This is a genomic window from Vibrio misgurnus (assembly GCF_029635775.1).
GTDB lineage: Bacteria > Pseudomonadota > Gammaproteobacteria > Enterobacterales > Vibrionaceae > Vibrio > Vibrio chanodichtyis.
Map to the genome: position 1 here is coordinate 142,095 of NZ_CP113241.1, position 24,855 is coordinate 166,949.

26 protein-coding genes are annotated in these 24,855 nt (G+C 40.0%); 23 read left to right on the forward strand and 3 right to left on the reverse strand.

The window, feature by feature from the left end; all coding sequences use genetic code 11:
- Positions 1–52: 52 nt before the first annotated feature.
- The 18 genes from OOK74_RS00635 (at position 53) to OOK74_RS00720 (ending at position 19,810) form a co-directional block, all read left to right on the forward strand.
- A complete protein-coding gene (locus OOK74_RS00635) occupies positions 53–1,033 on the forward strand; it encodes a Wzz/FepE/Etk N-terminal domain-containing protein (RefSeq protein WP_278182900.1) in 981 nt (326 codons plus the stop codon).
- A 192-nt stretch (positions 1,034–1,225) separates the two neighbouring features.
- On the forward strand, positions 1,226–2,356 hold the full coding sequence (gene wecB / locus OOK74_RS00640) for a non-hydrolyzing UDP-N-acetylglucosamine 2-epimerase (protein ID WP_278182901.1): 1,131 nt from the start codon (positions 1,226–1,228) through the stop codon (positions 2,354–2,356).
- Between the two features lie 10 nt (positions 2,357–2,366).
- Entirely contained in the window at positions 2,367–3,644 is a 1,278-nt protein-coding gene (gene tviB / locus OOK74_RS00645) for a Vi polysaccharide biosynthesis UDP-N-acetylglucosamine C-6 dehydrogenase TviB (protein ID WP_278182902.1), read from the forward strand.
- A gap of 83 nt (positions 3,645–3,727) precedes the next feature.
- On the forward strand, positions 3,728–4,747 hold the full coding sequence (locus tag OOK74_RS00650) for an NAD-dependent epimerase/dehydratase family protein (RefSeq protein WP_278182903.1): 1,020 nt from the start codon (positions 3,728–3,730) through the stop codon (positions 4,745–4,747).
- Positions 4,748–4,755: 8 nt separating this feature from the next.
- Entirely contained in the window at positions 4,756–5,895 is a 1,140-nt protein-coding gene (locus OOK74_RS00655; RefSeq protein ID WP_278182904.1) for a CapA family protein, read from the forward strand.
- 1 nt (position 5,896) lies between these two features.
- Positions 5,897–7,222, forward strand: coding sequence for a phenylacetate--CoA ligase family protein (locus tag OOK74_RS00660; protein ID WP_278182905.1), 1,326 nt, complete (start codon positions 5,897–5,899; stop codon positions 7,220–7,222).
- Position 7,223: 1 nt separating this feature from the next.
- Positions 7,224–8,468, forward strand: a complete 1,245-nt coding sequence (locus OOK74_RS00665) for an O-antigen polymerase (protein WP_278182906.1) — start codon at positions 7,224–7,226, stop codon at positions 8,466–8,468.
- On the forward strand, positions 8,465–9,565 hold the full coding sequence (locus OOK74_RS00670; protein WP_278182907.1) for a glycosyltransferase: 1,101 nt from the start codon (positions 8,465–8,467) through the stop codon (positions 9,563–9,565). The genes OOK74_RS00665 and OOK74_RS00670 overlap by 4 nt, the downstream gene beginning before the upstream one ends.
- The gene (locus tag OOK74_RS00675) at positions 9,562–10,803 is read left to right on the forward strand and encodes an MATE family efflux transporter (RefSeq protein WP_278182908.1); all 1,242 of its coding nucleotides are present in this window, start codon (positions 9,562–9,564) and stop codon (positions 10,801–10,803) included. Before OOK74_RS00670 ends, OOK74_RS00675 begins: the two co-directional genes overlap by 4 nt.
- Positions 10,800–11,888, forward strand: a complete 1,089-nt coding sequence (locus OOK74_RS00680) for a glycosyltransferase family protein (protein WP_278182909.1) — start codon at positions 10,800–10,802, stop codon at positions 11,886–11,888. Before OOK74_RS00675 ends, OOK74_RS00680 begins: the two co-directional genes overlap by 4 nt.
- Entirely contained in the window at positions 11,885–12,949 is a 1,065-nt protein-coding gene (gene rfbB / locus OOK74_RS00685; RefSeq protein ID WP_278182910.1) for a dTDP-glucose 4,6-dehydratase, read from the forward strand. The genes OOK74_RS00680 and rfbB overlap by 4 nt, the downstream gene beginning before the upstream one ends.
- A 3-nt stretch (positions 12,950–12,952) precedes the next feature.
- Positions 12,953–13,822: a glucose-1-phosphate thymidylyltransferase RfbA gene (gene rfbA, locus OOK74_RS00690; protein WP_278182911.1), complete on the forward strand. Its 870-nt coding sequence runs from the start codon at positions 12,953–12,955 to the stop codon at positions 13,820–13,822.
- A gap of 12 nt (positions 13,823–13,834) precedes the next feature.
- Positions 13,835–14,707 carry a dTDP-4-dehydrorhamnose reductase gene (gene rfbD, locus OOK74_RS00695; protein ID WP_278182912.1) on the forward strand — a complete coding sequence of 291 codons (873 nt, stop codon included), beginning with the start codon at positions 13,835–13,837 and terminating at the stop codon, positions 14,705–14,707.
- 8 nt (positions 14,708–14,715) lie between these two features.
- Positions 14,716–15,267 (forward strand): dTDP-4-dehydrorhamnose 3,5-epimerase, encoded by a 552-nt coding sequence (gene rfbC, locus OOK74_RS00700; RefSeq protein ID WP_278182913.1) that lies wholly within the window; start codon positions 14,716–14,718, stop codon positions 15,265–15,267.
- Entirely contained in the window at positions 15,260–16,171 is a 912-nt protein-coding gene (locus OOK74_RS00705) for a glycosyltransferase (protein WP_278182914.1), read from the forward strand. The genes rfbC and OOK74_RS00705 overlap by 8 nt, the downstream gene beginning before the upstream one ends.
- Positions 16,168–17,082 (forward strand): NAD-dependent epimerase/dehydratase family protein, encoded by a 915-nt coding sequence (locus OOK74_RS00710; protein ID WP_278182915.1) that lies wholly within the window; start codon positions 16,168–16,170, stop codon positions 17,080–17,082. Before OOK74_RS00705 ends, OOK74_RS00710 begins: the two co-directional genes overlap by 4 nt.
- Entirely contained in the window at positions 17,079–17,627 is a 549-nt protein-coding gene (locus OOK74_RS00715; RefSeq protein WP_278182916.1) for a sugar transferase, read from the forward strand. The genes OOK74_RS00710 and OOK74_RS00715 overlap by 4 nt, the downstream gene beginning before the upstream one ends.
- Positions 17,628–17,854: 227 nt before the next feature.
- Positions 17,855–19,810 (forward strand): polysaccharide biosynthesis protein, encoded by a 1,956-nt coding sequence (locus OOK74_RS00720; protein WP_278182917.1) that lies wholly within the window; start codon positions 17,855–17,857, stop codon positions 19,808–19,810.
- Between the two features lie 152 nt (positions 19,811–19,962).
- On the opposite strand, the gene OOK74_RS00725 is transcribed toward OOK74_RS00720, so the two are convergent.
- Together OOK74_RS00725 and OOK74_RS00730 are read right to left on the reverse strand one after the other, a co-directional pair.
- Complete coding sequence (locus OOK74_RS00725) at positions 19,963–20,232, reverse strand: type II toxin-antitoxin system YafQ family toxin (RefSeq protein ID WP_278182918.1); 270 nt, start codon at positions 20,230–20,232, stop codon at positions 19,963–19,965.
- A complete protein-coding gene (locus OOK74_RS00730; protein WP_278182919.1) occupies positions 20,225–20,503 on the reverse strand; it encodes a type II toxin-antitoxin system RelB/DinJ family antitoxin in 279 nt (92 codons plus the stop codon). The genes OOK74_RS00725 and OOK74_RS00730 overlap by 8 nt, the downstream gene beginning before the upstream one ends.
- Positions 20,504–20,691: 188 nt before the next feature.
- Between OOK74_RS00730 and OOK74_RS00735 the strand changes: the two genes are divergently transcribed.
- Together OOK74_RS00735 and OOK74_RS00740 are read left to right on the forward strand one after the other, a co-directional pair.
- Positions 20,692–20,865: a Txe/YoeB family addiction module toxin gene (locus OOK74_RS00735; RefSeq protein WP_278182920.1), complete on the forward strand. Its 174-nt coding sequence runs from the start codon at positions 20,692–20,694 to the stop codon at positions 20,863–20,865.
- A gap of 249 nt (positions 20,866–21,114) precedes the next feature.
- Complete coding sequence (locus tag OOK74_RS00740) at positions 21,115–21,609, forward strand: YehS family protein (protein WP_278182921.1); 495 nt, start codon at positions 21,115–21,117, stop codon at positions 21,607–21,609.
- Between the two features lie 120 nt (positions 21,610–21,729).
- Here OOK74_RS00740 and OOK74_RS00745 read toward each other — a convergent pair whose 3' ends face one another.
- The gene (locus tag OOK74_RS00745; RefSeq protein WP_166013882.1) at positions 21,730–21,966 is read right to left on the reverse strand and encodes an RNA recognition motif domain-containing protein; all 237 of its coding nucleotides are present in this window, start codon (positions 21,964–21,966) and stop codon (positions 21,730–21,732) included.
- A gap of 272 nt (positions 21,967–22,238) precedes the next feature.
- Between OOK74_RS00745 and OOK74_RS00750 the strand changes: the two genes are divergently transcribed.
- The 3 genes from OOK74_RS00750 (at position 22,239) to OOK74_RS00760 (ending at position 24,750) form a co-directional block, all read left to right on the forward strand.
- Entirely contained in the window at positions 22,239–23,591 is a 1,353-nt protein-coding gene (locus OOK74_RS00750; protein WP_278182922.1) for an MBL fold metallo-hydrolase, read from the forward strand.
- Positions 23,592–24,092: 501 nt separating this feature from the next.
- Positions 24,093–24,320: a Flp family type IVb pilin gene (locus OOK74_RS00755; protein ID WP_274723261.1), complete on the forward strand. Its 228-nt coding sequence runs from the start codon at positions 24,093–24,095 to the stop codon at positions 24,318–24,320.
- Positions 24,289–24,750 (forward strand): A24 family peptidase, encoded by a 462-nt coding sequence (locus tag OOK74_RS00760; RefSeq protein WP_274723292.1) that lies wholly within the window; start codon positions 24,289–24,291, stop codon positions 24,748–24,750. Before OOK74_RS00755 ends, OOK74_RS00760 begins: the two co-directional genes overlap by 32 nt.
- Positions 24,751–24,855: the final 105 nt, after the last annotated feature.

Sequence of the window (24,855 nt, forward strand, 5' to 3'; positions counted from 1 at the left end):
TAGTGCTTTATCTAGGGCCTAGGGCTTAGGGTCGTAGGATCTAAAACTCCCTATGCAGCAACAAAACTTAACGCCTCCGAACTACTTAGCCTACCCTCATCAGCCTCAAGCCATCGCCGATGATGAAATCGATCTGCGCGAACTATTTTCTGCCCTGTGGCAAGGTAAATGGACCATCATTGCTATCACGTTAGTCTTTGCGATTGGCTCGGTGATATTTGCGATTTTGCAACCCAACATTTACAAAGCGGAAGCTTTACTTGCCCCAGCATCGGAAGAGCAAGGGGGCGGCTTAAGTGCTTTAGCTTCACAATTTGGTGGTTTAGCCAGCTTAGCCGGGGTTAATCTGGGTGGAAAAGGTGGGGTTGATAAAACCCAAATGGCGATTGAAGTTTTAAAATCACGCCAATTTACCAGTGAGTTTATTCAGCAGCACAATATTTTGGCCGATATTATGGCCGCTGAAAAATGGGAGAGTAGTGCTGATCAACTGATTTATGATCCCGCCCTTTATAACGTGCAAACCAACACTTGGGTGCGTGAAGTCAAAGCGCCATTTAAACCCGAACCTTCGATGCAAGAAGCTTATAAAGAGTTTCGGAAAATGGTGGCGATTAATTCAGCTAAAGACACCGGTATGGTGACGATTTCGGTTGAACATTTATCCCCCAGGGTTGCTCAACAATGGGTGACTTGGTTAATTGAAGACATCAACAAAGTAATGAAAGAGCGTGATGTAGCCGAAGCGCACCGCAGTACCGCATTTTTAAATGAACAAATAGCCTTAACCAATGTGGCTGACATCCGTACCGTTCTGTACAAACTGATTGAAGAGCAAGCCAAAACCATCATGTTTGCCGAAGTCCGTGATGAATATGTGTTTAAAACCATCGACCCCGCCTTAGCCCCAGAAGAAAAAGCCAAACCCAAACGTGCCTTAATTTGTGTATTAGGCACCTTACTCGGCGGAATGCTAGGGGTGGCAATGGTGCTGGTGAGGTTTGCGTTTAGAAAGGAAGAGGTTAGAACCTAGGGGCTTCCTAGGGGCTTCCTATTGGGACAGTTTAACGAAAAGCAGTAAAACCTAGGCCTTACGTGGGATAGCAAGGATGCAGATGTCTCAAAATGGATAAAATGTGTCTCAACTTGGTTTGGAAGGCTGAGATGAAAGTGTGTAGTATTTCAATTTCTTTTTTAGAAATTGTTCTAAATTAGGTCTGAAGTAATGATGAAAAAGAAAGTTCTTACGGTTTTTGGTACACGACCAGAAGCGATAAAAATGGCACCATTGGTACATGCATTAGCATCTGATGAGCGATTTGAAGCAAGGTGTTGTGTTACGGCTCAGCATAGGGAAATGCTTGATCAGGTCCTTGAGCTGTTTGAGATCACGCCTGATTATGATCTGAACTTGATGAAAGCAGGCCAAACATTAAATGATGTAACCGCTAAAATTATTCAGGAACTGAAGCCTGTACTACAAGACTTTAAACCAGATGTTGTGCTTGTACACGGTGATACAGCGACCACATTTGCTGCGAGTCTTGCTGCTTATTACGAACAGATCCCGGTTGGGCATGTAGAAGCAGGACTTCGTACTGGTAATATTTATTCGCCTTGGCCAGAAGAAGGCAATCGCCGCTTAACTGGTGCTTTAACAAAGTTTCATTTTGCTCCTACCGAAACATCTAAACTTAACCTACTAAAAGAAAACTTTAACACTGACGATATTACAGTTACAGGTAATACCGTTATCGACGCATTGTTAATGGTTAAAGATAAAATCGAAAGTGATGAAGACTTAAAGCGAACGCTTGCATCTCAGTTTCCATTCTTAGATGAAAATAAAAAACTGATTCTTGTTACAGGACATCGACGTGAGAGTTTTGGTGGTGGGTTCGAACGTATTTGCGAAGCTTTAGCGATAACAGCAAAAGCGCATCCTGATACGCAGATTTTATACCCAATGCATTTAAACCCCAATGTTCGTGAGCCAGTAAATCGTATCTTGGCTGGTATAGACAATATTTATCTTATAGAGCCACAACAATACCTTCCATTTATCTATTTAATGATGCAAGCAAACATCATTCTTACTGACTCTGGTGGTATTCAAGAAGAAGCCCCTTCTTTGGGTAAGCCTGTTTTAGTTATGCGAGATACCACTGAAAGACCTGAAGCTGTTGAAGCTGGCACTGTCAAGTTGGTTGGTACAGATATTGAAACCATTGTCACTAACCTCAATGAGCTGCTTACAAACGAAGTTGCTTATAGAGAAATGAGTTTTGCCCATAACCCATATGGTGATGGTAAAGCTTGTAAACGAATTCTTGAAATATTAGCAATTGATGCATAGGTAGTAAAATATGTTGAATGGTAAAGATATAAAAATCGGTATTGTGGGTCTTGGTTATGTAGGTCTTCCTTTGGCTGTAGAATTCGGTAAGATATTTGACACATTAGGTTTTGATATTAACCAAAGTCGTGTTTCAGATCTGTCAGAAGGTAATGATTTTACTTTGGAGTGTTCAAGGGAAGAGCTTAAAGAGGCAATAAATCTAAAATATAGCGCTAATATTGAAGATTTAAATGACTGTAATGTGTATATAGTGACAGTACCTACGCCAATTGATGAGCATAAACAACCTGATCTAACACCACTGATTAAAGCGAGCGAGATGCTTGGTAAGGTGATTTCAAAAGGTGATATTATTGTCTATGAGTCAACTGTATACCCTGGTGCTACCGAAGAAGAGTGCATACCGATAGTAGAGAAAGTTTCAGGGCTTACTTTTAATAGTGATTTTTATGCTGGTTATTCACCTGAACGTATTAATCCTGGCGACAAAGAACATCGTTTACCAAATATTTTAAAAGTTACAAGTGGTTCAACACCTGAGATTGCAGAGTTTGTTGATCAACTATATAAAAGTATTATCACCGCAGGCACTCATAAAGCGTCATGTATTAAAGTAGCAGAAGCAGCTAAAGTTATCGAAAATACTCAGCGTGACGTAAATATTGCTTTGATTAATGAACTTTCAATTATCTTTGATAAATTAGGTATTGATACATTAGAAGTATTGGAAGCTGCTGGTACAAAGTGGAACTTCTTGCCTTTCCGACCAGGTCTGGTTGGTGGACACTGCATTGGTGTAGATCCATATTACTTGACACATAAAGCCCAAACTGTTGGGTATCATCCAGAGATGATTCTTGCTGGTCGTCGTTTAAATGATGGTATGGGGGCATATGTTGTATCGCAGCTTGTTAAAGCAATGCTTAAGAAACGGATCCACGTTGACGGTGCAAACGTACTTGTTATGGGACTAACGTTCAAAGAGAACTGTCCAGATTTACGTAATACAAAAGTTGTTGATATTGTAAGTGAATTAAAAGAATATAATATCAATGTTGATATCACGGACCCTTGGTGCAGTAATAAAGAAGCAAACTATGAATATGGTTTAACGATAATTGAACAACCAAAACAAAATCATTATGATGCTATTATTTTAGCGGTAGGACATAATCAGTTTAAAGCGATGGGGTCAGAAGAAATACACATGTTTGGTAAAAGTGAACATGTACTTTATGACCTAAAATATGTTTTGGATAAAAATGATGTAGATATGCGTTTATAAATTTTTTATAAATGGAGTTTTAATCATTACGAGGTGAAGTTATAGACCTCGTATTCCTATTTCTTTAAATATTTGGTCTAAATATGTCTCGTTACGATGAAATACAAATTGAATTACTCAATGACCCAAAAACATGGTTGGTGACAGGAGTTGCAGGCTTTATTGGCTCAAATCTGTTAGAAACATTGTTAAAGCTTAACCAAAAAGTAGTAGGGCTTGATAATTTTGCTACCGGGCATCAACGTAACCTTGATGAAGTAAAAAGCTTAGTAACAAATGAACAGTGGAATGCTTTTACATTTATTCAAGGTGATATTCGTAACTATGAAGATTGTAAGCAGGCAGTATCTAACGTGGATTATGTACTTCATCAAGCCGCTCTAGGTTCAGTCCCGCGTTCAATTGCTGATCCACTTACAACTAATGCCACTAATATTACTGGCTTTTTAAATATGCTGGATGCAGCAAAAGAAGAAAAAGTAAAAAGCTTTACTTATGCAGCTTCAAGTTCTACATATGGTGATCACCCTGCGTTACCAAAAGTAGAAGAACATATCGGTAAACCGCTATCACCATATGCCGTTACAAAATATGTGAATGAGCTTTATGCTGAAATATATGCTCGTACTTATAGCTTTAAAACCATTGGCTTACGTTATTTTAATGTGTTTGGACAACGGCAAGACCCGAACGGAGCTTATGCCGCTGTTATTCCGAAATGGACATTAGCAATGATTCATGGCGGTGATATATATATTAATGGCGACGGCGAAACAAGTAGAGATTTTTGTTTTATTGATAATGTCGTGCAAATGAATATATTGGCAGCTACCACAACAGAAGATAATAAAGATGAAGTATATAACGTTGCCTTAGGAGATAGAACGTCTTTGAATGAACTTAAGCATTATATTCAAACGGCCCTGTCAAATGAAAAAGTAAATTGCCAAAGTAATGTTATTTATCGAAAATTTCGTTCAGGTGATGTACGACATTCTCAAGCTGATATATCGAAGAGTGTGAATAAGCTTGGATATAGTCCTTTATATAGAGTTAGTGAGGGTTTGTCATTATCAATGAAATGGTATATCAGCCACAACTAGGGTGAGGAATGATGAACGTTAAAGCTAGTGTTGTTATAGGTGGAGATTTTGCACCGGTGAATATCAATGAGGACGCTCTCATCAAAGGGGACTTGAAGAGTGTCTTTAATGATTTAATGCCAATTTTAAGCAACTCTGATTTCAATGTTTTTAACTTGGAATGTCCTGTGCTCGACGAATTCTCATTCATGGAAAAGTTTGGGCCTAAATTGAAGTCTTCTAGTCATGTTTTAAACCATATTGGCAATGGATTTATTGATTGTGTCGGTCTGGCTAATAATCACATTATGGATTATGGTGAAGTCGGACTAAAATCAACCATTAAAGCGTGTTTAGATAATGATATTTTGTTTTTTGGTGCTGGAAATAATTTAGACTCAGCGAGGGAAGTTAAGAAGGTTTCTATTAACGGGATCGTGGTTGGCTTTCTTGGAATTGCGGAGCAAGAGTTTTCTATTGCAACCTCAAATTCTTATGGAGCTAACCCTTTAGAGCCTATAGATAACTATGAGACGATAAAAGCTTGTCGATCTGAGTGTGATTTCTTGGTTGTTTTCTTCCATACAGGTAATGAACAGTATGAATATCCTAGTCCAAGATTAAAGAAAACGAGCCATTTCCTATTGAATGCTGGTGCAGACTTAGTATTGTGTCAACATTCTCATTGTGTTGGAACTTATGAGAAGGTTGGAGATAAGCATATAGTATATGGACAAGGCAATATGCTATTTGATTTCCATAACAATATGAAAGGTTGGAATGAAGGAATGCTAATAAAGCTAGATTTTATTAATAATGGTAACGTTGAGTTAGACTTCATTCCTATTTATCAAACTCCTGGAGAAATTGGTGTTAAGTTGATGCCAGAAAATAAGTCAAAGGATTTTATTGATGATTTTTTTGAGCGAAGTAAGATAGTTTATGACGATAACGCATTGCAAATTAAATGGAATGAATATTGTGATACTGTATCTAGTAGGTATTTATCCGATTTGTTATTCCCTTACAACAGATATGGTTCTTGGATTATTAGAAAGTTTTTACTTGCAGATAAAATAATTAATAGTAGAGCAAAAGCATTGTTAATAAACATGTTTAGATGCGAAATCCATAGAGATGTTGTTGTTAATATACTTAAAAGAAAATAATATGAAAAAAATTCTGTTTTATTTAAAATATTTTTTTATTCGCTTTCATTCTGTGAAAAGATATTTGGATGTAAAAAATAGTGAGGCTTTAGATAATGAAAGGTTATCTAACTTGCAGTTGAAAAAGATGAAAGCCTTATTTTATCATGCGAAGACAAACTCTCCATATTATGCTGAAAAATTTAAAGATATCAATGAATCTGATATTAATTCTATAGAGGATTGGGAAAAGTTACCTATATTAACTAAAGAGGATATACGGTTATATCAAAATGATATCAAGATAAGAAATGTCTCACGTAATAGGTTTAGAGAGGTTACCACCGGTGGCAGTTCTGGCCAGCCGCTTAAATTATATCATGATAACAGCCATTCTGTTGATGCTTTAGGCTGGAGAGCTTTAACTTGGTGGGGAGTTCACCCTAGCGACAATATTGGTTTTATATATAGAAAAGTTAGAGTTGGATTTAAAGCCATTCTAAATTACATATTATGGTTGCCTACTAAAAGATTTTTTCTCGATGCTTCTCTAATGAATGACAGAAGTATGAAGCTGTTTGTCCAGAAAATAAAAAGTAATAAACCAAAAATAATAAATGGTTATGTTGGTGCCGTTGTTGAGTTTAGTAGATATTGTATATCAAATAATGTTGATATTGAGGGAGTTAAAGCTGTATGGGTTACGGCTGCGCCTCTATCAGAAGCTAATCGAGTATTAATAGAAAAGGCATTCAATTGCCCTGTTTTCGATCAGTATGGCTGCAGTGAAATATACTGGGTAGCTGTAGAATGTAAACAACATAGTGGACTACATGTATTTGAAGACGCAAGATATGTAGAAATTCTTGAAGATGGAAAGAAAGTTAAGGACGGTACATATGGTACTGTAGTCATCACAGACCTTGAGAATTATGCCTTTCCCCTAATAAGATACGTGAATGGAGACAGAGGTCGTTATCTAGAGGAGCCGGCTTGCGGCTGTGGGTTGAAATATAAAAAGCTCGATAAGATAAAGGGGAGAGTTTCCGAATGTTTACGAAGTCCAAGTGGAAACGTTATTGCTGGCGAATATTTAACTACTATATTTGATGACGAACCAGAATTGGTTACTGACTTTCAAATCCGACAGTTACAAGACTATTCTGTGATTTTGTATTGTGTCGTTATTCATCAAAATGATACGACTATGAGTTATTGTGACTCAAAGATAAAACTAATTTCTAGATTGTTGGGTGGTGATTGTGATGTTACTTTATCAATAGTTAATAACATTAAGCATGATGATGGTAAGACTAGATTTATTAGATCTGATGTGAAAGTGAATTAAGATGTTTCTCTTCTTGTTTCTTACATTATCATTTCTATCTTTAATCTCTACAAAGGATGTATTTTCACCGGGGAAAATTTACTTAGCAGTAATTTTCGTTTTTTTTGGTGACGCAATTTTTTCTAACGCCACAAACATATCTTTTCAGCTAATCATATCAATTTTATTAATTTTCGGCTTTCTAATAATTTGTGCTGAAAAATTTGGATTTAAAATACAACTTAATAAGTTTAATGCTGCGCCGCGTGAAGTTTTACCAAAATCTTTTGTATACAAGTTGTGGTTGTTAACTCTAGTTCCGGTAGTTGCTCAAATTTTATTTGTTTATCAAATGGGAGGTATTACAGGCTATTTTATTAGCATAGGTGAAAGGGTCTACGCATGGAAGGGGTATGGGTTATATCTATTGCTAATTAGACTTATAAGTATAATTAGCTATTGTTATTTTTTCTATATGATGATTCATTCTTCAAACCGAAAAAATAAATTGCTTTTTACTTTACATTTTATGATTTTCATTTCCTTAGCGCTACTATCTGGCTCAAGAAGTATGTTGTTATGGAACCTTGTATATATGGTGATACTATATCATTATATGAGGTATAGAGTTAACTTTGGTAAAGCGTTGTTATCATTTGGAATTGTTGTATTTTTAGCTATGATGCTCGGAGCAATAAGAGATGGCTACAAAATGAATGATGATGGTTTTTCAACAGGAATTGAGCTTTCCGAAAAGTTGCTAAATATGGCTAATTTTACATATGGTACGAAGCCCATACATTTGCTATTAGATATAAATGAAAATTATGATTATAGTTTTGGTAAAACGTATTTGACTGTCTTTTCTAACTTGGTGCCAAGAGGTTTATGGGTAAATAAACCTGATCCTGGAGGGATAGTTTTTACTAGAGATATTTTGGGTGACCCATTTGGTGGCTTTTCTTATTATTCTACAGGTATTTTTGGTGAAGCGTTTATTAACTTTGGACTCATTGCCGGTAGTATCTTTGCAGTAGTTCAGCTTTTTATTTTATATTTGTTTCTTGCAAAGTATATCTCTAATGTTAATAATAGTAGAGATAGTTTTGAGTATAGAAAATTAATCGGTTATTATCCTTTTTTACTTTTGGGTATTCCAGCATATTTATATGCAGAGTTTACAACAAACACTCTTAGTATGTTTTTCTTTAAGATTTTTCTATTTTATTTAGTTGTCAAATTCACCTGTTTAAGGATAAAGATTTGAGTGAAAAAGTGTTGTTTGTATTAAAAGATGATGGGAATGAAGGTTCGAATAATAGTGCTAGAAAGTTAGTAGAACTCTTTTTGTCAAATAAAAATAAGGCCAGCATTTTATATTTAAAAAAAGAAGATGGTAAGCCTTTATTGTTTAGGAAACGTCGTTCAATTTATTTAAATCATGCAAGGCTTAGAAAGGTTGGTTTTTTTTCATCAGCCTATTCTATCCTAACGAATTTCTATAGATTAACATGTCTATTTTATTCTTTAAGGAAAAGAAAGATTGTTATTAATAATGCAACCTTATTAGATGTCCTTATTGTTTCTTTAGTAGCCAAACATGAGACTTTCGTATTCCTTAGGGAGGTTCATTTGCCTGCAATATTTCTACTGATTATCAAACTGTTGAGTAAATTTTTAGGGCTTAAGGTTTTGTCTAATAATCATTCAGTCAAAAATCGAATCAAAAGTGTAGATATTACAGTAGTGAATAATTATGTTGATTTGCACGATCATGGTGTCGATTTATCTAGTTGCAAAGATAAGATAAAAATTTTATCTGTTGGCGCAATCTATCCGTTGAAAAATCAAATAGCATTAGTGGAAATGGCTAAGTCCCTTGTCGGTTCTGTTGATTTCGAAATTGATATCTACGGCCCGGTCGTAGATGAAGACTATCATTCGAAACTTATAAGTATGATTTCTTATTGGAAACTTGATGATTTTATAAATATTAAAGGCCAAGTTTCCAATAGTGAACTAATGCTTGAATATAAGAATTATCATGTGTTCATTCAATCGTCTTCATTTGAGGGCATGTCCAGAGCTTTGATGGATGCTTTATCGTTCGGACTATATTGTATTGCTACAGATGTCGGCGATACTAATCGTCTGTTTGTTAATGATTGCGGTTTGCTAGTTACAAAAATGTTCGATGATAAGGATAGAGAAGCTATCAAGTGTAAGTTGATAGCTATGCAAATGAATTTTTTATCTGTGTCTTCTGATGTTGCTATTGCACGTGAGAATATTCGTATCAATTTTTCCTCGAAATCATGCATTAAACAGTTAGAAATAGCTGGCCTAGTTGAACTTTCTTTATGAATATTAGTCATTTAATTTTATCCAATAAATTAGTCCAAAATACAATTGCCTCTATTTTCTTTAGATTATCTGTGCTTATTATGGGCCTTATCTTTGCTCGAAACTTGGGTACAGATTTTTATGGCGAATTTGTCTTGGTTCGTTCTACTGTGCAAATATTTGAGACTGCATTAGGCATTTCTCTTGGAATAGCTGTATCAAAAGTATTTTTAATTAATAGAGAAAATTTTAGGGATGTAATTAATTCCAGTTTATTTTTTATCGTTATTATTGCTTCTTTGGTTTCTTTTTTGTTTATATTTGTTTTCGATATAAGTAACTTTACCGGTGGCAATATCATTATTATTGTTTTTTATGGTTTTCTAACTATTTTTTTTCAGTTTCTTTTGAATTTCCTCAAAGGCATTGCGGAGTTTAAATTAGTTTTTATAGTAAGTTTTGTTTATTTGGTTTCTTCGATTTTTGTTTCTTATTATCTAACTCTAAGTATATCAGGCGCAAATGGTGCGCTCATTAGTTATATTGTAATATTGTTGATTTCCTTTGCTACCATGCTTACATTTGGCTTTAAATGGTTCTTGAAATTTGACTTTGATTTTAGATTCAATCTTGTCGATACAGTTAAGTTCTATAAAACTGATGCTTTGCCTGTTATGCTATCTGCGATGCTTTCTCCTTTAGTTCTTTGGTTAGTTAATGTATTGGTTGCTTCTGGTCAAAATGGTACTCATAACCTGTCTTTGTTTAATGTTTCATATTTACTGTATGGTTTGATGACATTTTTCCCTGTTGTATTGGCTGAAGTGTTTTTCAAAAAAATTGCAGAAGAATTAAACAGCAATTCAAATGTTATGGTGTTTATATATAAGTATGCCATTAGATTGTTAATTGCAAATGTACCTCTTGCATTATTTTTTTACTATTTCTCAGATGATATTGTATTGCTTTATGGCGAAGAGTTTTCCGGATCTGTGCAGTCATTTAGATTGTTTATTTTTTGCTCATTTCTGACCTGTACTCTACCTCTTCTTGGAAAATTATTCATACTTGGTGGTATGTCGTTCTTCAATTTTATTTCTAACTTTATTTGGGGTACGTTTGTATTGATTTTTATCTATCTTGGTAAACATTATTTATCGTTCGATATCCCTTTGCTTTGTGCAATTTCATTTTTTGTTTCTTATTTTATTATTTTAGTTATGCAATGGTCTATTGCTTATAAAAGGTTTGCTAGATGAAAACTATAACACTTGTTGTTCGAGGTGATGTAAACGTTTCTCCAACGGTCAATAATTACCTGGCTGCGTTTATTAATCTTGGTTACGACGTAAATTGTATATGCTCTACAGTATCTGGCGCGAGAGTAGAAAATGTCAATTACCATGAAGTTGGCAATGGCTATTCTGCTAATGTCTTGATAAAATTTTTAAATTATTTCAAATTTGGCCTATCTGTCAGAACTTTGATTAATAAAAGCAGTCTTAGTGATTCTGATTTGTTTTGGGTTTCTCGAATTGATACAGCGTTATGTATGCTGTCTTTATTTAAAAACAGAACGTCAGTGCTCGCTTTGCATGAAATGCATGATTCTTTTCCTATTTGGAAGAAGATTACAAAACATGTGATACCTAATTATAACTCTCTAGTTTATAATGAATCTAATAGAGCGCAGATAGCTAGAGTTTTTTATAGTCTTGAAAAACTTCCTTTTGTTATACCTAACAAGCCATCCAGTCATCCAAGATCTAAAAACATTAAAATTGTAGATGAATCCTTGTCAAAAAAAATGGATTTAATCAAGGATAAGTTTGTTGTCATTTATCAAGGTTCACTCCAATCAGATCGAAACCTAATGCCGTTGGTCAAAGCTTCCAAGATGCTTGGCAGTGGTATTAGACTGGTGATTATGGGGAAGGATGTTGATAACAGGGTAAAGGATTTTTTAGATGTTAACCCTGACATAATCTATTTCCCATGGGTTGTGCCTCCGGATCATTTAGCAGTAACTAGCCATTGTTCAGTTGGGGTTGCCTTTTATGATACAGATTGTTTGAATTCTATTTATTGTGCTCCAAATAAAATCTGGGAGTATTCTGGTTTTGGGATACCTGTTATCGGGCAGAATATACCAGGGTTGGATAATACTGTTGCTCGATATGAATTTGGAAAGTGTGTGGATTTGGATGATGTAGAACTTATAGTTAGTTCTTTAATCGAAATAAAGAATAATTATAATAAGTATTCAATTAATGCCTCTAAGTTCTATGATTCAGTTGATTTTGATTCTTTGGTAGGAAGGGTATTGGAGTATAATTTAAAATGAGAATATTAGTAACAGGAGGCGCAGGTTTTATCGGGTCGGCGGTTATTCGGTATATTATTGGTAATACTAGTGATGTTGTAATTAATTTGGATAAACTTACGTACGCAGGTAATCTAGAATCTCTTTCCTCTATTGAAGATAATGAACGTTATACTTTTGAGCATGTGGATATATGTAATTCCGGTGAACTAACGCGTGTTTTTAATACTTATAAACCAGATGCTGTAATGCATCTAGCCGCAGAATCTCATGTTGATCGTTCTATTGATGGTCCCGTGGCCTTTATTGAAACTAATATTGTCGGGACATTTACCCTACTGGAAGCTGCGCGTAACTATTGGAATCAACTGGATAGCTATAAAAAAGCAGCGTTTCGTTTTCACCATATCTCAACAGACGAAGTTTACGGTGATTTGGAAGGCAAAGAAGACCTGTTCACGGAGGAAACCTCTTACGAGCCATCTTCTCCATACTCTGCGTCAAAAGCTTCTAGCGACCACTTAGTACGATCTTGGTTACGAACTTATGGTTTGCCGACAATTGTGACTAATTGCTCTAATAACTATGGTCCGTATCATTTCCCTGAAAAACTGATACCTTTGATGATTTTGAATGCTTTGGAAGGTAAAACGTTACCAGTATATGGCGATGGTATGCAAATTCGTGACTGGCTGTTTGTTGAAGATCATGCTCGCGCACTTTATAAGGTTGTGACGGAAGGTCAAGTTGGCGAAACTTACAATATTGGCGGTCATAACGAAAAGTCTAACATTGATGTGGTGAAGACAATTTGCGCACTGTTGGAAGAGTTAGTGCCAAATAAACCTCAAGGAGTAAATCAATACCAAGATCTCATTACCTATGTAAAGGACCGCCCTGGACATGATGTGCGTTACGCCATTGACGCATCAAAAATTGAGCGTGAGTTAGGATGGAAACCGCAAGAAACGTTTGAAAGTGGCATTCGAAAAACCGTTTTGTGGTATTTAAACAGCAAAACATGGTGGAGCCGAGTTTTAGACGGTTCATATAGCATGGAACGTTTAGGAGCAGGAGAATAATTGATGAAAGGCATTATTCTTGCCGGCGGTTCCGGTACGCGTTTGTATCCATTAACTCGCGGTGTATCTAAGCAACTATTGCCAGTTTACGATAAACCGATGATCTATTACCCGTTGTCAACACTGATGCTAGCTGGTATTCGCGATATTCTGATTATCACCACACCTGAAGATAACGACAGCTTCATGCGTTTGTTGGGCGATGGTAGTGATTTAGGCATTAACCTGCAATATGCGATACAGCCAAGCCCTGATGGTTTAGCGCAAGCGTTTTTAATTGGCGAACAGTTTATTTGCGACGACAGCGTATGTTTAGTGTTGGGCGACAATATTTTCTATGGTCAGTCATTCGGCAAGCAATTAAAGCGCGCATGTGAACTCAGCTCTCAGGGAGTTGCGACGGTATTCGGTTACCAAGTAAAAGACCCTGAACGCTTTGGTGTGGTTGAATTTGATGAAAATATGAAAGCGGTATCAATTGTAGAAAAGCCATTGCAACCAAAATCAAATTACGCAGTGACCGGTTTGTATTTTTACGATAACCGTGTGGTAAAAATGGCGAAACAGGTTAAGCCTTCTGCCCGTGGCGAATTAGAAATCACCACTTTGAATGAAATGTATCTTAATGATGGCTTACTAAACGTGGAATTACTCGGCCGTGGGTTCGCTTGGTTAGATACCGGCACTCATGAAAGCCTGCATCAAGCTTCTTCGTTTGTGCAAACCATAGAAAACGTGCAAGGGCTTAAAGTTGCGTGTTTGGAAGAGATTGCGTGGCGCCAAGGTTGGTTAAGCAAGGACGAGTTAATCACTATTGCTAAGCCAATGTTGAAAAATGCTTATGGTCAATATCTTCAATCGTTAATTAAATAAGCAGGGTATGCGATGAAAGTATTAATTACTGGCTGTAACGGTCAAGTGGGGCACAGCCTGACAGAGCGATTAACCAAACAAGCAGAAGTGTTAGCGTTAGATTATGAAGGGTTAGACATTACAGACCGTGAAGCTGTGCTAAATACCGTGACTGAGTTTCAACCCCATTATATTATCAATGCAGCAGCACACACCGCGGTTGACCTCGCCGAGCAAGAAGTTGAGCTTTCTTATGCCATTAACCGCGATGGGCCAAGTTATTTGGCGCAAGCGGCAAAAGAATGTGGTGCGGTGATGCTGCACATTTCAACCGATTATGTGTTTGATGGTACAGGCGACAAGCCTTATCAAGAAAGCGATGCTACTGGGCCACAAGGTATTTACGGGCAAAGTAAACTGGCGGGTGAGCAAGCCGTTGCTGAATGTTGCCCACAGCATTTGATTTTACGGACCGCTTGGGTATTTAGTGAACACGGGAATAACTTTGTTAAAACGATGCTACGTTTAGCACAAAGCCGAGATGAATTAAGCATTGTTGGAGACCAATTTGGTGGCCCAACCTATGCGGGTGATATTGCTGATGCGTTAATTAATATGGTGCAATATATTGAACGGGGTAACCAACCTCAATGGGGGGTCTATCATTTATCAGGCATGCCTTACACCAGTTGGTTTAATTTTGCCCTCGAAATTTTCCAAGCCGCAGAGCAGCACGATGTAATTACCAAGCTACCTAAGCTTTCGGCTATTCCAAGCTCTGCTTACCCAACCCCAGCTAAACGCCCAGCTAACTCTCGCCTAGATTGCAGCAAAATAGAAAATCAATTTGGTATTAAACCAAGTGATTGGAATGTAGCGTTAAACAATATTCAAGCCTATAAGTAATTAACATCATGAAAGTTATTGATACTAAAATTCCCGACGTAAAAATTATTGAGCCAAACGTGTTTGGTGATGAACGTGGTTTCTTTATGGAAACATGGAACCAAAAGCGTTTTGAAGAGCTAGTAACAGGCAAGCCAACTACTTTCGTTCAAGATAACCACTCAAAATCGAAAAAAGGTATTTTGCGTGGTCTGCATTATCAAACTGAGAATACTCAAGGTAAACTGGTTCGTGTGGTTTATGGTGAGGTGTTTGATGTTGCAGTTGATATCCGAAAAAACTCACCCACATTTGGTCAATGGATTGGCGAGTATTTATCTGCTGAGAATAAACGCCAGTTATGGATACCAGAAGGTTTTGCCCATGGTTTTTATGTAACCAGTGATGAAGCAGAGTTCGTTTATAAGTGTACAGATTTTTATAATCCTCAAGCGGAACTGTCTATCAAATGGGATGATCTTGACATCGGTATAAAATGGCCTATAACAATTGCTCCTCAGCTCTCTGAAAAAGATAAAAATGCCATCAAATTAATTGAGAGTTTAGCTTATAATGAATGATAGAGTTTGTGTTTTACTAGCTGCATACAATGGAGCTGAATATATACAAGAACAGCTAGATTCAATTGTAAATCAAGTGTATGTGTTGGTTGATATTTATGTGAGTTTGGATTTGTCGAATGACAAGACATTTGAGATTATAGTGGATTATCAAGATAGATATCCAAATATTTATTTTTTGAACTACGGTGAAAGGTTTGGAAGTGCTGGTAAAAATTTCTTTCATTTGCTGAGTACAGTAGATTTCAGTAGCTACGATTTTATCAGTTTTGCAGATCAGGATGATATTTGGCTCCCACACAAGTTATCTACTTCAATAAAATTAATTAAGGAATTTGGCTCTGATGCTTACTCTGGAAATGTGGTGGCATTTTGGGCGAATGGAAAGAGAACGTTGATCAAGAAGGATTGTGAACAAGTAGAATTCGATTATTTGTTTGAGTCAGCTGGTCCTGGTTGTACTTTTGTATTAAAGAGTAAGTTGGCTTGTGAAATAAAAAGCAGGTTAAATGAAAAGCTTGTAGATATTGATGATTTGTGGCTTCATGATTGGTTTTGTTACAGCTTTGCTAGATCTAACGGGTTTAAATGGCATATTGGTAGTGAGCCCTTGATGTTATATCGTCAGCACGATAATAACCAAGTAGGTGCAAGCGAAGGGGTTGGGGCATTAATTTCTAGGGCTAAAGTAATATTAAGTGGTGAGGGTTTTGATAAGGTTATTCAGCAGTCAAAATTCTTAGGTCAAAACGAATTGCCGATTCAATTAATTAACAGTGGAAGTTTTCTTAGTCTTTTGAGATTAGCATCGATTGGCAGTAATTGTAGGCGAAAAGGTAGTGAAAAATTTTTATTCATTGTTGCTTTGTTGCTGTTAGCCATAAAAAAGGTTTTTAAAGCATGAGCATACTGCTTACCGGCGCAACTGGTTTTGTTGGCTCGTTTATCTCTAATAATGGTAGTAATGATATTCGTTGCGTCATTCGAGACAATGATCGGCATAAGTTTAAGTCAATATTTACAATAACTAATCTTGATAGAAAAACAAAATGGCAGGGGGCTTTTAGTGAAGTCGAAAGTGTTATTCATCTAGCTGGTTTGGCTCATTTTAATACTTTCACCTCTGAAGAGTATCATACAGTTAATGTTGATGGAACCCTCAACCTCGCCTATCAAGCTGCTAGTGCTGGCGTAAAGCGTTTTGTTTTTGTCAGCTCTATTGGGGTTAATGGAACATCCACTCAAAATGAGTCATATAGATTTGATTCGCCAGAATGCCCCCACAATGCGTATGCAAAATCAAAGCATGATGCGGAACTTGGATTACGTAAAATTTCAATTGAGACAGGTTTAGAAGTGGTAATTGTAAGGCCAACTTTGGTTTATGGGCCAGAAGCCCCTGGTAACTTTGGAATGCTCACTAAACTTATTCTCAAATTCCCATTTCTTCCTTTTGGTTTGACAGAGAATAAGCGTGACTTTATCGCAGTTCAAAACCTGGCAGATTTGCTCATAACTTGTGCGAAACACCCAGATGCTGGGGGGCATACATTTTTAGCTTCAGATGGTGAAACTGTTTCCATTAAAGACTTCACTAATGCAATAGCTATAGGTCTTAATAAAAAGTTAATTCAGTTACCTGTCCCTGTTAGCCTCATGCGCTTTGCTGCTCGTTTAGTTGGCAAATCAGCAATGGCGGAACAGTTACTGGGTAATTTACAGGTTGACTCTTCCAATGCTAAAGAAGTTTTAGGTTGGACTCCTCCTTACACCATGGAGCAAGCAATGGCTTCACTTTCTGAGAATAAAAAATGATCCGTTTTATCGATTTTTTAGCTGCCTTCTTTGGCTTATTATTTCTTTGGCCAATATTACTTATCGTCACCATTATTGGGTTGTTTGATACTGGCTCACCGATTTTTGTTCAGACTCGAGTCGGCAAAAACCAAAAGCCGTTTAAACTAGTAAAGTTTCGCACGATGTCCGTTGAGACTAAGTCTGTAGCTAGCCATCTAGCAAGCAATGCATCTATCACTAAACTTGGTGCCTTTCTGCGCAAGACAAAAATTGATGAGTTACCACAATTGATTAACGTCGTTAAAGGTGAGATGAGTTTAGTGGGCCCTCGGCCAAACTTATTTAATCAAGAAGAGTTGATTAAAGAACGTGATGCATTAGGTGTATATGATGTTCTACCTGGTATAACAGGCCTTGCGCAAGTACAAAATATTGATATGTCCACACCAAAGCTGCTTGCTGAAACGGATAAGCAGATGATAGATACGCTGAATATCAAAAACTACTTTAAGTATATTTTGATGACGGTGACAGGTAGTGGTAGCGGTGATGCTGTAAAGTAGAACATTGACTGCTATCTCTTCGGCACGCTCACCTTGGCTAGGGGTGAGCGTGAGCGAAGTGTCTCAATGGCTCGGCTTGCGGCGAAAAAGCGTCTCAAGCCACTTCTGATCCCAAGCGAAGCCGGTTTTTGGCTCAGCGGGTTTCAGTCAACCTAGGTGGTGGGGATGGTGAGCGTCAGTGTCGTCCCCGCAAGCTCCTTTTCTCCCCTCTCATAAAGTAAAGAATAATGACTCGACTGAATGTTATCTGGGAACTCTCACGCGTGAAAAAGCGCCTCATCAGTGTGCTGATTGATGTGTTTTTCATTGTGTTTGCATTTTACAGCGCCTACTGGGTGCGTATGGACCGTGTGCAATGGATCGACTCGCCGAGCATTGCGTATCTGCTGCTTTCGGTGATCTTCGTGACCCTGATCGCCTTTACCAAGCTTGGCTTGTATCGTGCGGTGCTGCGCTATCTCACCTTGCACGCTTTGTCGGTGGTGAGCCTCGGGACGCTGATCTCCGCGGCGACGGTTGCGATCGCCGCGTTCTACTTTGACGCGCCGGTGCCGCGTTCGCTGCCGATCATCTATGGCGCGTTTTTGTGCTTATTGTGTGGCGGCTCGCGTTTGGTGGTGCGGGTGCTGGTGTATGGCCTCAGTGGCAAAGGGCGCAAGGTGCTGATCTATGGCGCCGGCTCAGCCGGGCGCCAGCTCGCGATCGCGCTGCGCAATTCTGAAAGCTACAAAGTGGTTGGCTTTCTTGATAGTGACAAAACCCTGGAAAATACCGTGATCATGGGCCTGTCGGTGCACGATGTCAGCCACGCGCCGTGCTTGGTCGAAAAACATCGAGTCACACAAATTTTGTTGGCGGTACCGAGCGCCTCGCGCGCGCGCAGAAAGAAAATTCTCGAGTCGTTGATGGATTTATCCGCCGAGGTACTGACCGTGCCGGATATGCAAGATATCGTGGCCGGCAAAGCCTCTATCGATCAACTGAAAGATGTCGCGATTGATGACTTGCTCGGGCGCGATCCGGTGATCCCGCAGCCGTGCCTGATGCAGGCCAACATCTTGGGCAAAGTGGTGATGGTGACCGGTGCCGGGGGCTCGATTGGCTCAGAGCTGTGCCGGCAAATTGTGCGCCACAAACCCAAAGCCTTGGTGCTGTTTGAGCTGTCGGAATTTGCGTTATACCAAATTGACCGTGAGCTTGGGCAATTGGTCGAAACCGAGGGGCTCAAGGTCGAGATCATTCCGCTGCTTGGTTCGGTGCAGCGCATTAACCGTGTTGCGGTGACCATGAAAAGCTTCCAGGTACAAACCGTGTACCATGCGGCGGCGTACAAACACGTGCCGCTGGTCGAATACAACGTGGTCGAAGGGGTGCGCAACAATCTGTTTGGCACCTATTATACTGCGCAAGCGGCAATTGAAGCGGGGGTTGAGTCGTTTGTGCTGATCTCCACCGATAAAGCGGTGCGCCCAACCAACGTGATGGGCACCACCAAGCGGATGGCCGAGCTCGGTTTGCAAGCGCTGGCCGAGCAAGAAAATGCCAAACCGAAAGGCACGCGCTTTTGTATGGTGCGCTTTGGTAATGTGCTCGGATCTTCAGGCTCGGTGGTGCCGCTGTTTAAACGGCAAATTGCCGCCGGCGGCCCAATTACCGTGACCCATCCCGATATCATTCGCTATTTCATGACCATTCCGGAAGCGGCGCAACTGGTTATTCAAGCTGGCGCGATGGGCAAGGGCGGCGATGTATTTGTGCTCGATATGGGTGAGCCGGTGCGCATTACCGATCTGGCGGTGAATTTGATCCAACTGTCAGGGCTTGAGGTCAAAGATGAGCAGCACCCTTACGGCGATATTGCGATTGAATTTACTGGGCTGCGCCCCGGGGAGAAGCTGTATGAGGAGTTGCTGATTGGTGATCACGTCGAGCAAACCGCCCATGAGCGGATCATGACCGCCCGTGAGCGCTATTTACCGCTGGCGGAATTTGAGCGGTATTTAAGTGAGCTTGATGCGGCGTGCCATGCGTTTAACCATGAGCGTATTCGTGCTTTGTTGCTTCAAGCTCCGACCGACTTTAACCCCACCGATGGCATTGGCGATCTGGTGTGGCAGCGTAGCCAACACCATTTATCCGAATCGGCTCATCCAATTTCACCAGAGAAACCGCAGGTGCATTAAGTGCGCGTGATGATGGTTGAACATTAAAAAAACTGCGGCTTGCCCGCGGTTTTTTACGTTATGCGGCAGGTTGTTGTGGTTAATTTGCTATGCGTTAAGTTAGTGGGACGTTGCCTGCCCCTTAGGCAAGCGTTATGTGCCCAATTGACTGATTAGAATAAATCACTATGTGAACCCAGACGCGCTAGTTGTAGTTGTTCGTTAAAAACTCGATAGATTAACACTAGGTCAGGCTTAATGTGGCAGTCTCGAAATCCAACCCAATTTCCAGTTAACGGATGGTCAACATTCTTGGGTTCAAGTTTTTCGCCGCGTTGCAGTTTAGAAATAACATGGCCGACTTCGATGATATCTGAAATCGGCATCCTAGTTATCTTTTTGAAATCTTTCTTAAATTGTGTTGAGTACTCAAGTTTAAACATGCTTAACTTTGCCTTCAGTAAGCTCATTCAGCATAGCCTCAACGGATTCGGCTTTATGTGCTTTCCCTTCAACAAGCTCTTGAATCGCAGATGCAGTAACCTCATTAGGTTGTGGAACTCGCAGCTCAAAGGGGATCCCACCATGGTTAATAACCGCTTTTGCAAATAACTTTATGGCTTGTGATGTACTTAGACCCATCTCATTACAGACGTTTGTGAACGCAATTTTAGTGTCGTGGTCAATGCGCGTGCTTAGCATTTCTGTTCTCATAAATAGTACCTTTGTGCATACAATGTATTACATAGTTAGACAAAGTATATGTACACATAACAAACGGTTCAAGAGGGACAGCTAACGCGCGGCATTTTTGTTATGCGGCAGGTTTTTGTGGTTAATTTGCTATATGCGTTAAGTGGGTTGGTGCGTTGCCAGGCCCTTAGGCGGGCGTTAGCTGCACTTTGATCCCACTGTCTGATGTTAAGCGTTCACCATGTGAACGTATTGGTAAGCCGGAACCGCTCAAGGAAAATCTATCTGGCTTTTGGTCTCGACGAATCGATGATACCAATAGACTCGTTTATGCAATTGATGAAAATGCAATTACGATTATCTCCTGTCGTTACCATTACTAATCCTGTTATCCCCTTCCTACTTGAAGCTGCAGCGGTGTTGGCGACGTTCGTTCACCCCAATCACATCGTTTGTCTATGCTCATGGGGCTCATTCACTTGCCGCCTACCTGCAACTCCAAGTGGTTTGGGTATAGGCATGCTTTTGATTGCAGGCACAATCGATAGGGAACGGAGCGCAAATCTGATAAAATTCGCGCCTTCCAGTAATCAAGTTGATAGAGCTGGATTTACCTAACACTAGGAACTATTTTGACCAATAATGATATTTTGCGCCGTGTACGTTACACCTTCGATTTGAAAGATGAGCTAATGGCTGAGATTTTTTCTTTAGCCGATTTTGCTGTGACCAATTTACAAATCACGAGCTGGCTGAAAAAAGAAGATGATCAATCGTTTGTGAAACTGAGTGATGCCGAGCTTACCGCCTTTCTCAATGGTTTTATCAATTTTAAACGTGGTAAGCGCGAGGGTGATCAGCCCAATCCCGAAGAGTCGAAGCCAGAACAGAGACTCACCCATAATATGGTGTTTCAAAAGTTGCGCATTGCGTTGAACTTGAAGTCGGAAGAGATTATTGAAATCCTGCAACGGGTCGATTTTCGTTTAAGCAAGCATGAGCTGAGTGCATTTTTCCGTAAGCCGGACAATAAGCACTACCGAGAGTGCAAAGACCAAATTCTGCGCAACTTCCTACTCGGCCTGCAGCATCAGTTTCGTCCAACGAGTGACGAATCTGCGCTATAACTAGAGACTGAATCGCCACTACTTCACTATTGGCACGCTACATTTCCTGGCTTTTCGCTGGGTGTGGTGTGGTTTTCGGCAATAAAAAACCAGCTTGTTCAGCTGGTTTTAGCATCCATCTTATTGCGCGGCTTTAACCCGGATCTTACTTTTTGCCACGTTGGTTTGGTTCAGCGCCGCAATCGCCGCTTTGGCTTCGGCCGCTTCTGGCATTTCCACGAAAGCAAAGCCTTTTGATAAACCGGTTTCTTGATCTAACACCAGCGTGCATTCTGCGACTGAGCCATGTTCAGAGAACAGTTTACGAATTTCGTGCTCTGTTGTGCTGCGAGCAAGGTTGCGAACTAACAGTTTCATAGTGGTCCGTTGAGGTAGGGATAATCGCAATGATTGTCTCAATAAAGCCGGTGGTGACCAAGCGATAGTTTGGCTTTAGCATAAAATATCCCTTCCTACTTGAAGCTGCAGCGGTGTTGGCTACGCTCGTTCACCCCAATACATTGACTGAAAGAGTGATGATATTGCGTGGTAAACCGCGGCCTTGACCGCGGTTTTTGCGTATTTTGGCTTGGCCGTGGCGGAAAAACGTTATCATCATTGGGGTAATTGGTGTGCGAAGGGGCAAGGGTATGCAAGTGATCCATCACGGTGGTAAAGATAGCGTTACGGGTTCATGTCATGAATTGCGGGCCGATGGGCAAGCCGTGCTGATTGATTGTGGTTCGTTTCAAGGTGCGGATGAGCGCCCGCTGGCGGTCGAGTTTGCGCTGGATCATCTTGATGCTTTATTACTGACTCACGCGCACATTGATCATATTGGTCGTTTGCCGTGGTTATTGGCGGCAGGGTTTCAGCAGCCAATTTATTGCACCGCGGCCACCGCAGAGCTAGTTCCTCTGATGTTGGAAGATGGCCTTAAGCTGCAATTTGGCATGTCACCCAAACAATGTGAGCGAGTACTTACTCAAGTGCGCCGTTTGCTGCGAGTGCAGGAGTATCATCAATGGTTCGACTTACCGAGCAAGCAGCCATCGAGCAAACATTTACCTAGCAAGCAGTCAGCCAATCAACCACTGGCGGTACGCTTTCAACCAGCAGGGCATATTTTGGGCTCGGCGTATCTGGAAATTCGTCTCGCTAACGGTGAAGTGGTGGTGTTTTCCGGAGATTTAGGGCCAAGTCACACGCCACTGCTGCCGGATCCGCAACCCCCTGAGCGAGCTGATTATCTATTTATTGAAACCACTTACGGCAATAAACAGCATGACGATGTGCAAAGTCGTGGTGAACGGCTGCGCGCGATTATTGAGCGCTCACTGAGTGATGGTGGGGCAATTTTAATTCCGGCGTTCAGTGTTGGCCGCACTCAAGAGCTGTTGTTTGATATTGAACAGTTGATCTTTAGCGAGCAGATTGCTGCCAATTTGCCGATTATTCTCGATTCTCCGATGGCACAACGTGTGACACGTTCTTATCGTCGTTTTAAGCAGTTGTGGGGGCAAGAAGCCAAAGCGCGGCTGCAAATGCAGCGCCATCCGCTGGCGTTTGAGCAATGCATTACGGTGGAAGATCACCGCACGCATCAACGTTTGGTTAACCGTTTGGCTTCAACCGGCGAAGCCGCGATTGTGGTTGCTGCATCGGGTATGTGTCAGGGTGGACGCATTATCGATTATTTAACCGCGCTGCTGCCCGATAGTCGCACCGATGTGATTCTGGCCGGTTTTCAAGCTGAAGGCACGCTAGGGCGAAAAATTCAAACCGGTGAGTCACCAGTGTTGATTGATGGTGAGCCGGTGCCAGTCAATGCGCAGATCCATACCATGTCGGGTTATTCCGCCCACGCCGATCAAACCGATCTGCTGCGTTTTATCATCGGCATCGCGGTAAAACCGAAACAAGTGCATCTTATCCACGGGGAAGCAGCGGCCAAACAAGCATTCGCTGCCGAGTTGACTAAGCTTGGTTATAGGGTGGTTTGAGTCGTTGTACTACTTAACATTGCTAGCGGGGGGTGAATAAGCGCACTGGTGTTGGGTGATCGGTTTGGAATATAAAAATTGATGTTGGTCAAGTTTTTCAATCGGGAAGGAAATACCGAATGCTCCCATACGAAAATATATTCACTTCATGCCTGGTAAATTAAAACAAACAATCCTACTACAGCCATGATTGTTATTCAGTGTCACAGGGTTAATTACCTGCTTAATTTTTAATGAAAATTATCTGTGCGAATTAAATAAATATTTAAATATATCCAATAAATAATGGCTTCTACGTCTTAATGATAAGAAGCGTAATAAAAGTAATTATTTCAGACATTCTGTCTCATAAATGAGAAGGTGCTGCTAAAGTTACGATTACCACAACAAATGAGCATACTTTCGATGGACATCTTGTAATAGATTGATAGCATTAATTAAGAAGTGCTGATTTTGTGATGTCACTTCAAAATATATTAATAAATTGAAAAGGAAAATCTTATGTTGACTAAAGCTTATGTAAAAGCGCGCTTGCTGGTGGAATCTTTTGCTCAAGACCAACGTGGCGTGACCGCGATTGAATACGCGATTATCGGTGTGGCGATCTCTGCCATTGTGTTGGCTGTGTTTAGTGGTGAAAATGGATTAAAAGATGCTCTAGAAGGTGCTGTAAGTTCGATTACTAAAAATATTAATGATGCAAGTGGAATTGTTCCTGACGGCAACTAATTATTCATTGAGTGTTTTAATATTTTTAGCATTGCTACTAATTGCTTTCAGTGATATTCGCACTAGAAAAATCAGTAACACTACGCTGCTTATATTGGCATTGTTATTGCTATTAGGCTGGTTTAGCCAGCCTAACTGGCAGATTTGGCCTTACAGCTTAACCATCCTGCTGGTCGGTTTAGGCTTGTTTAAACTTGGCGTATTAGCCGCTGGTGACACTAAATTGCTGGCGGTGCTCAGTTTAGGCATTGATCCACTTTATATGCCGTTAACCTTAGTCGGGATTGCCATCGTCGGCGGATTGATGGCTCTGGGCTATTTACTGTATGGCTTGGTGACCGATTTGCAGCAAGTGCGTCAGCGCGGCATCCCTTATGGGGTACCGATTTGCTTGGTCGGTGGCTTGGCGGTCTATGTGTCGGCACTTTGAACGATACCCGGTTAACTTGTGCAAGATGGATGCGCTTCACTTGGCGAGTTAATTAAGAATAATCTTATTAAACAACTGGTTAATCTTGCTGGTTGTTTAACTATT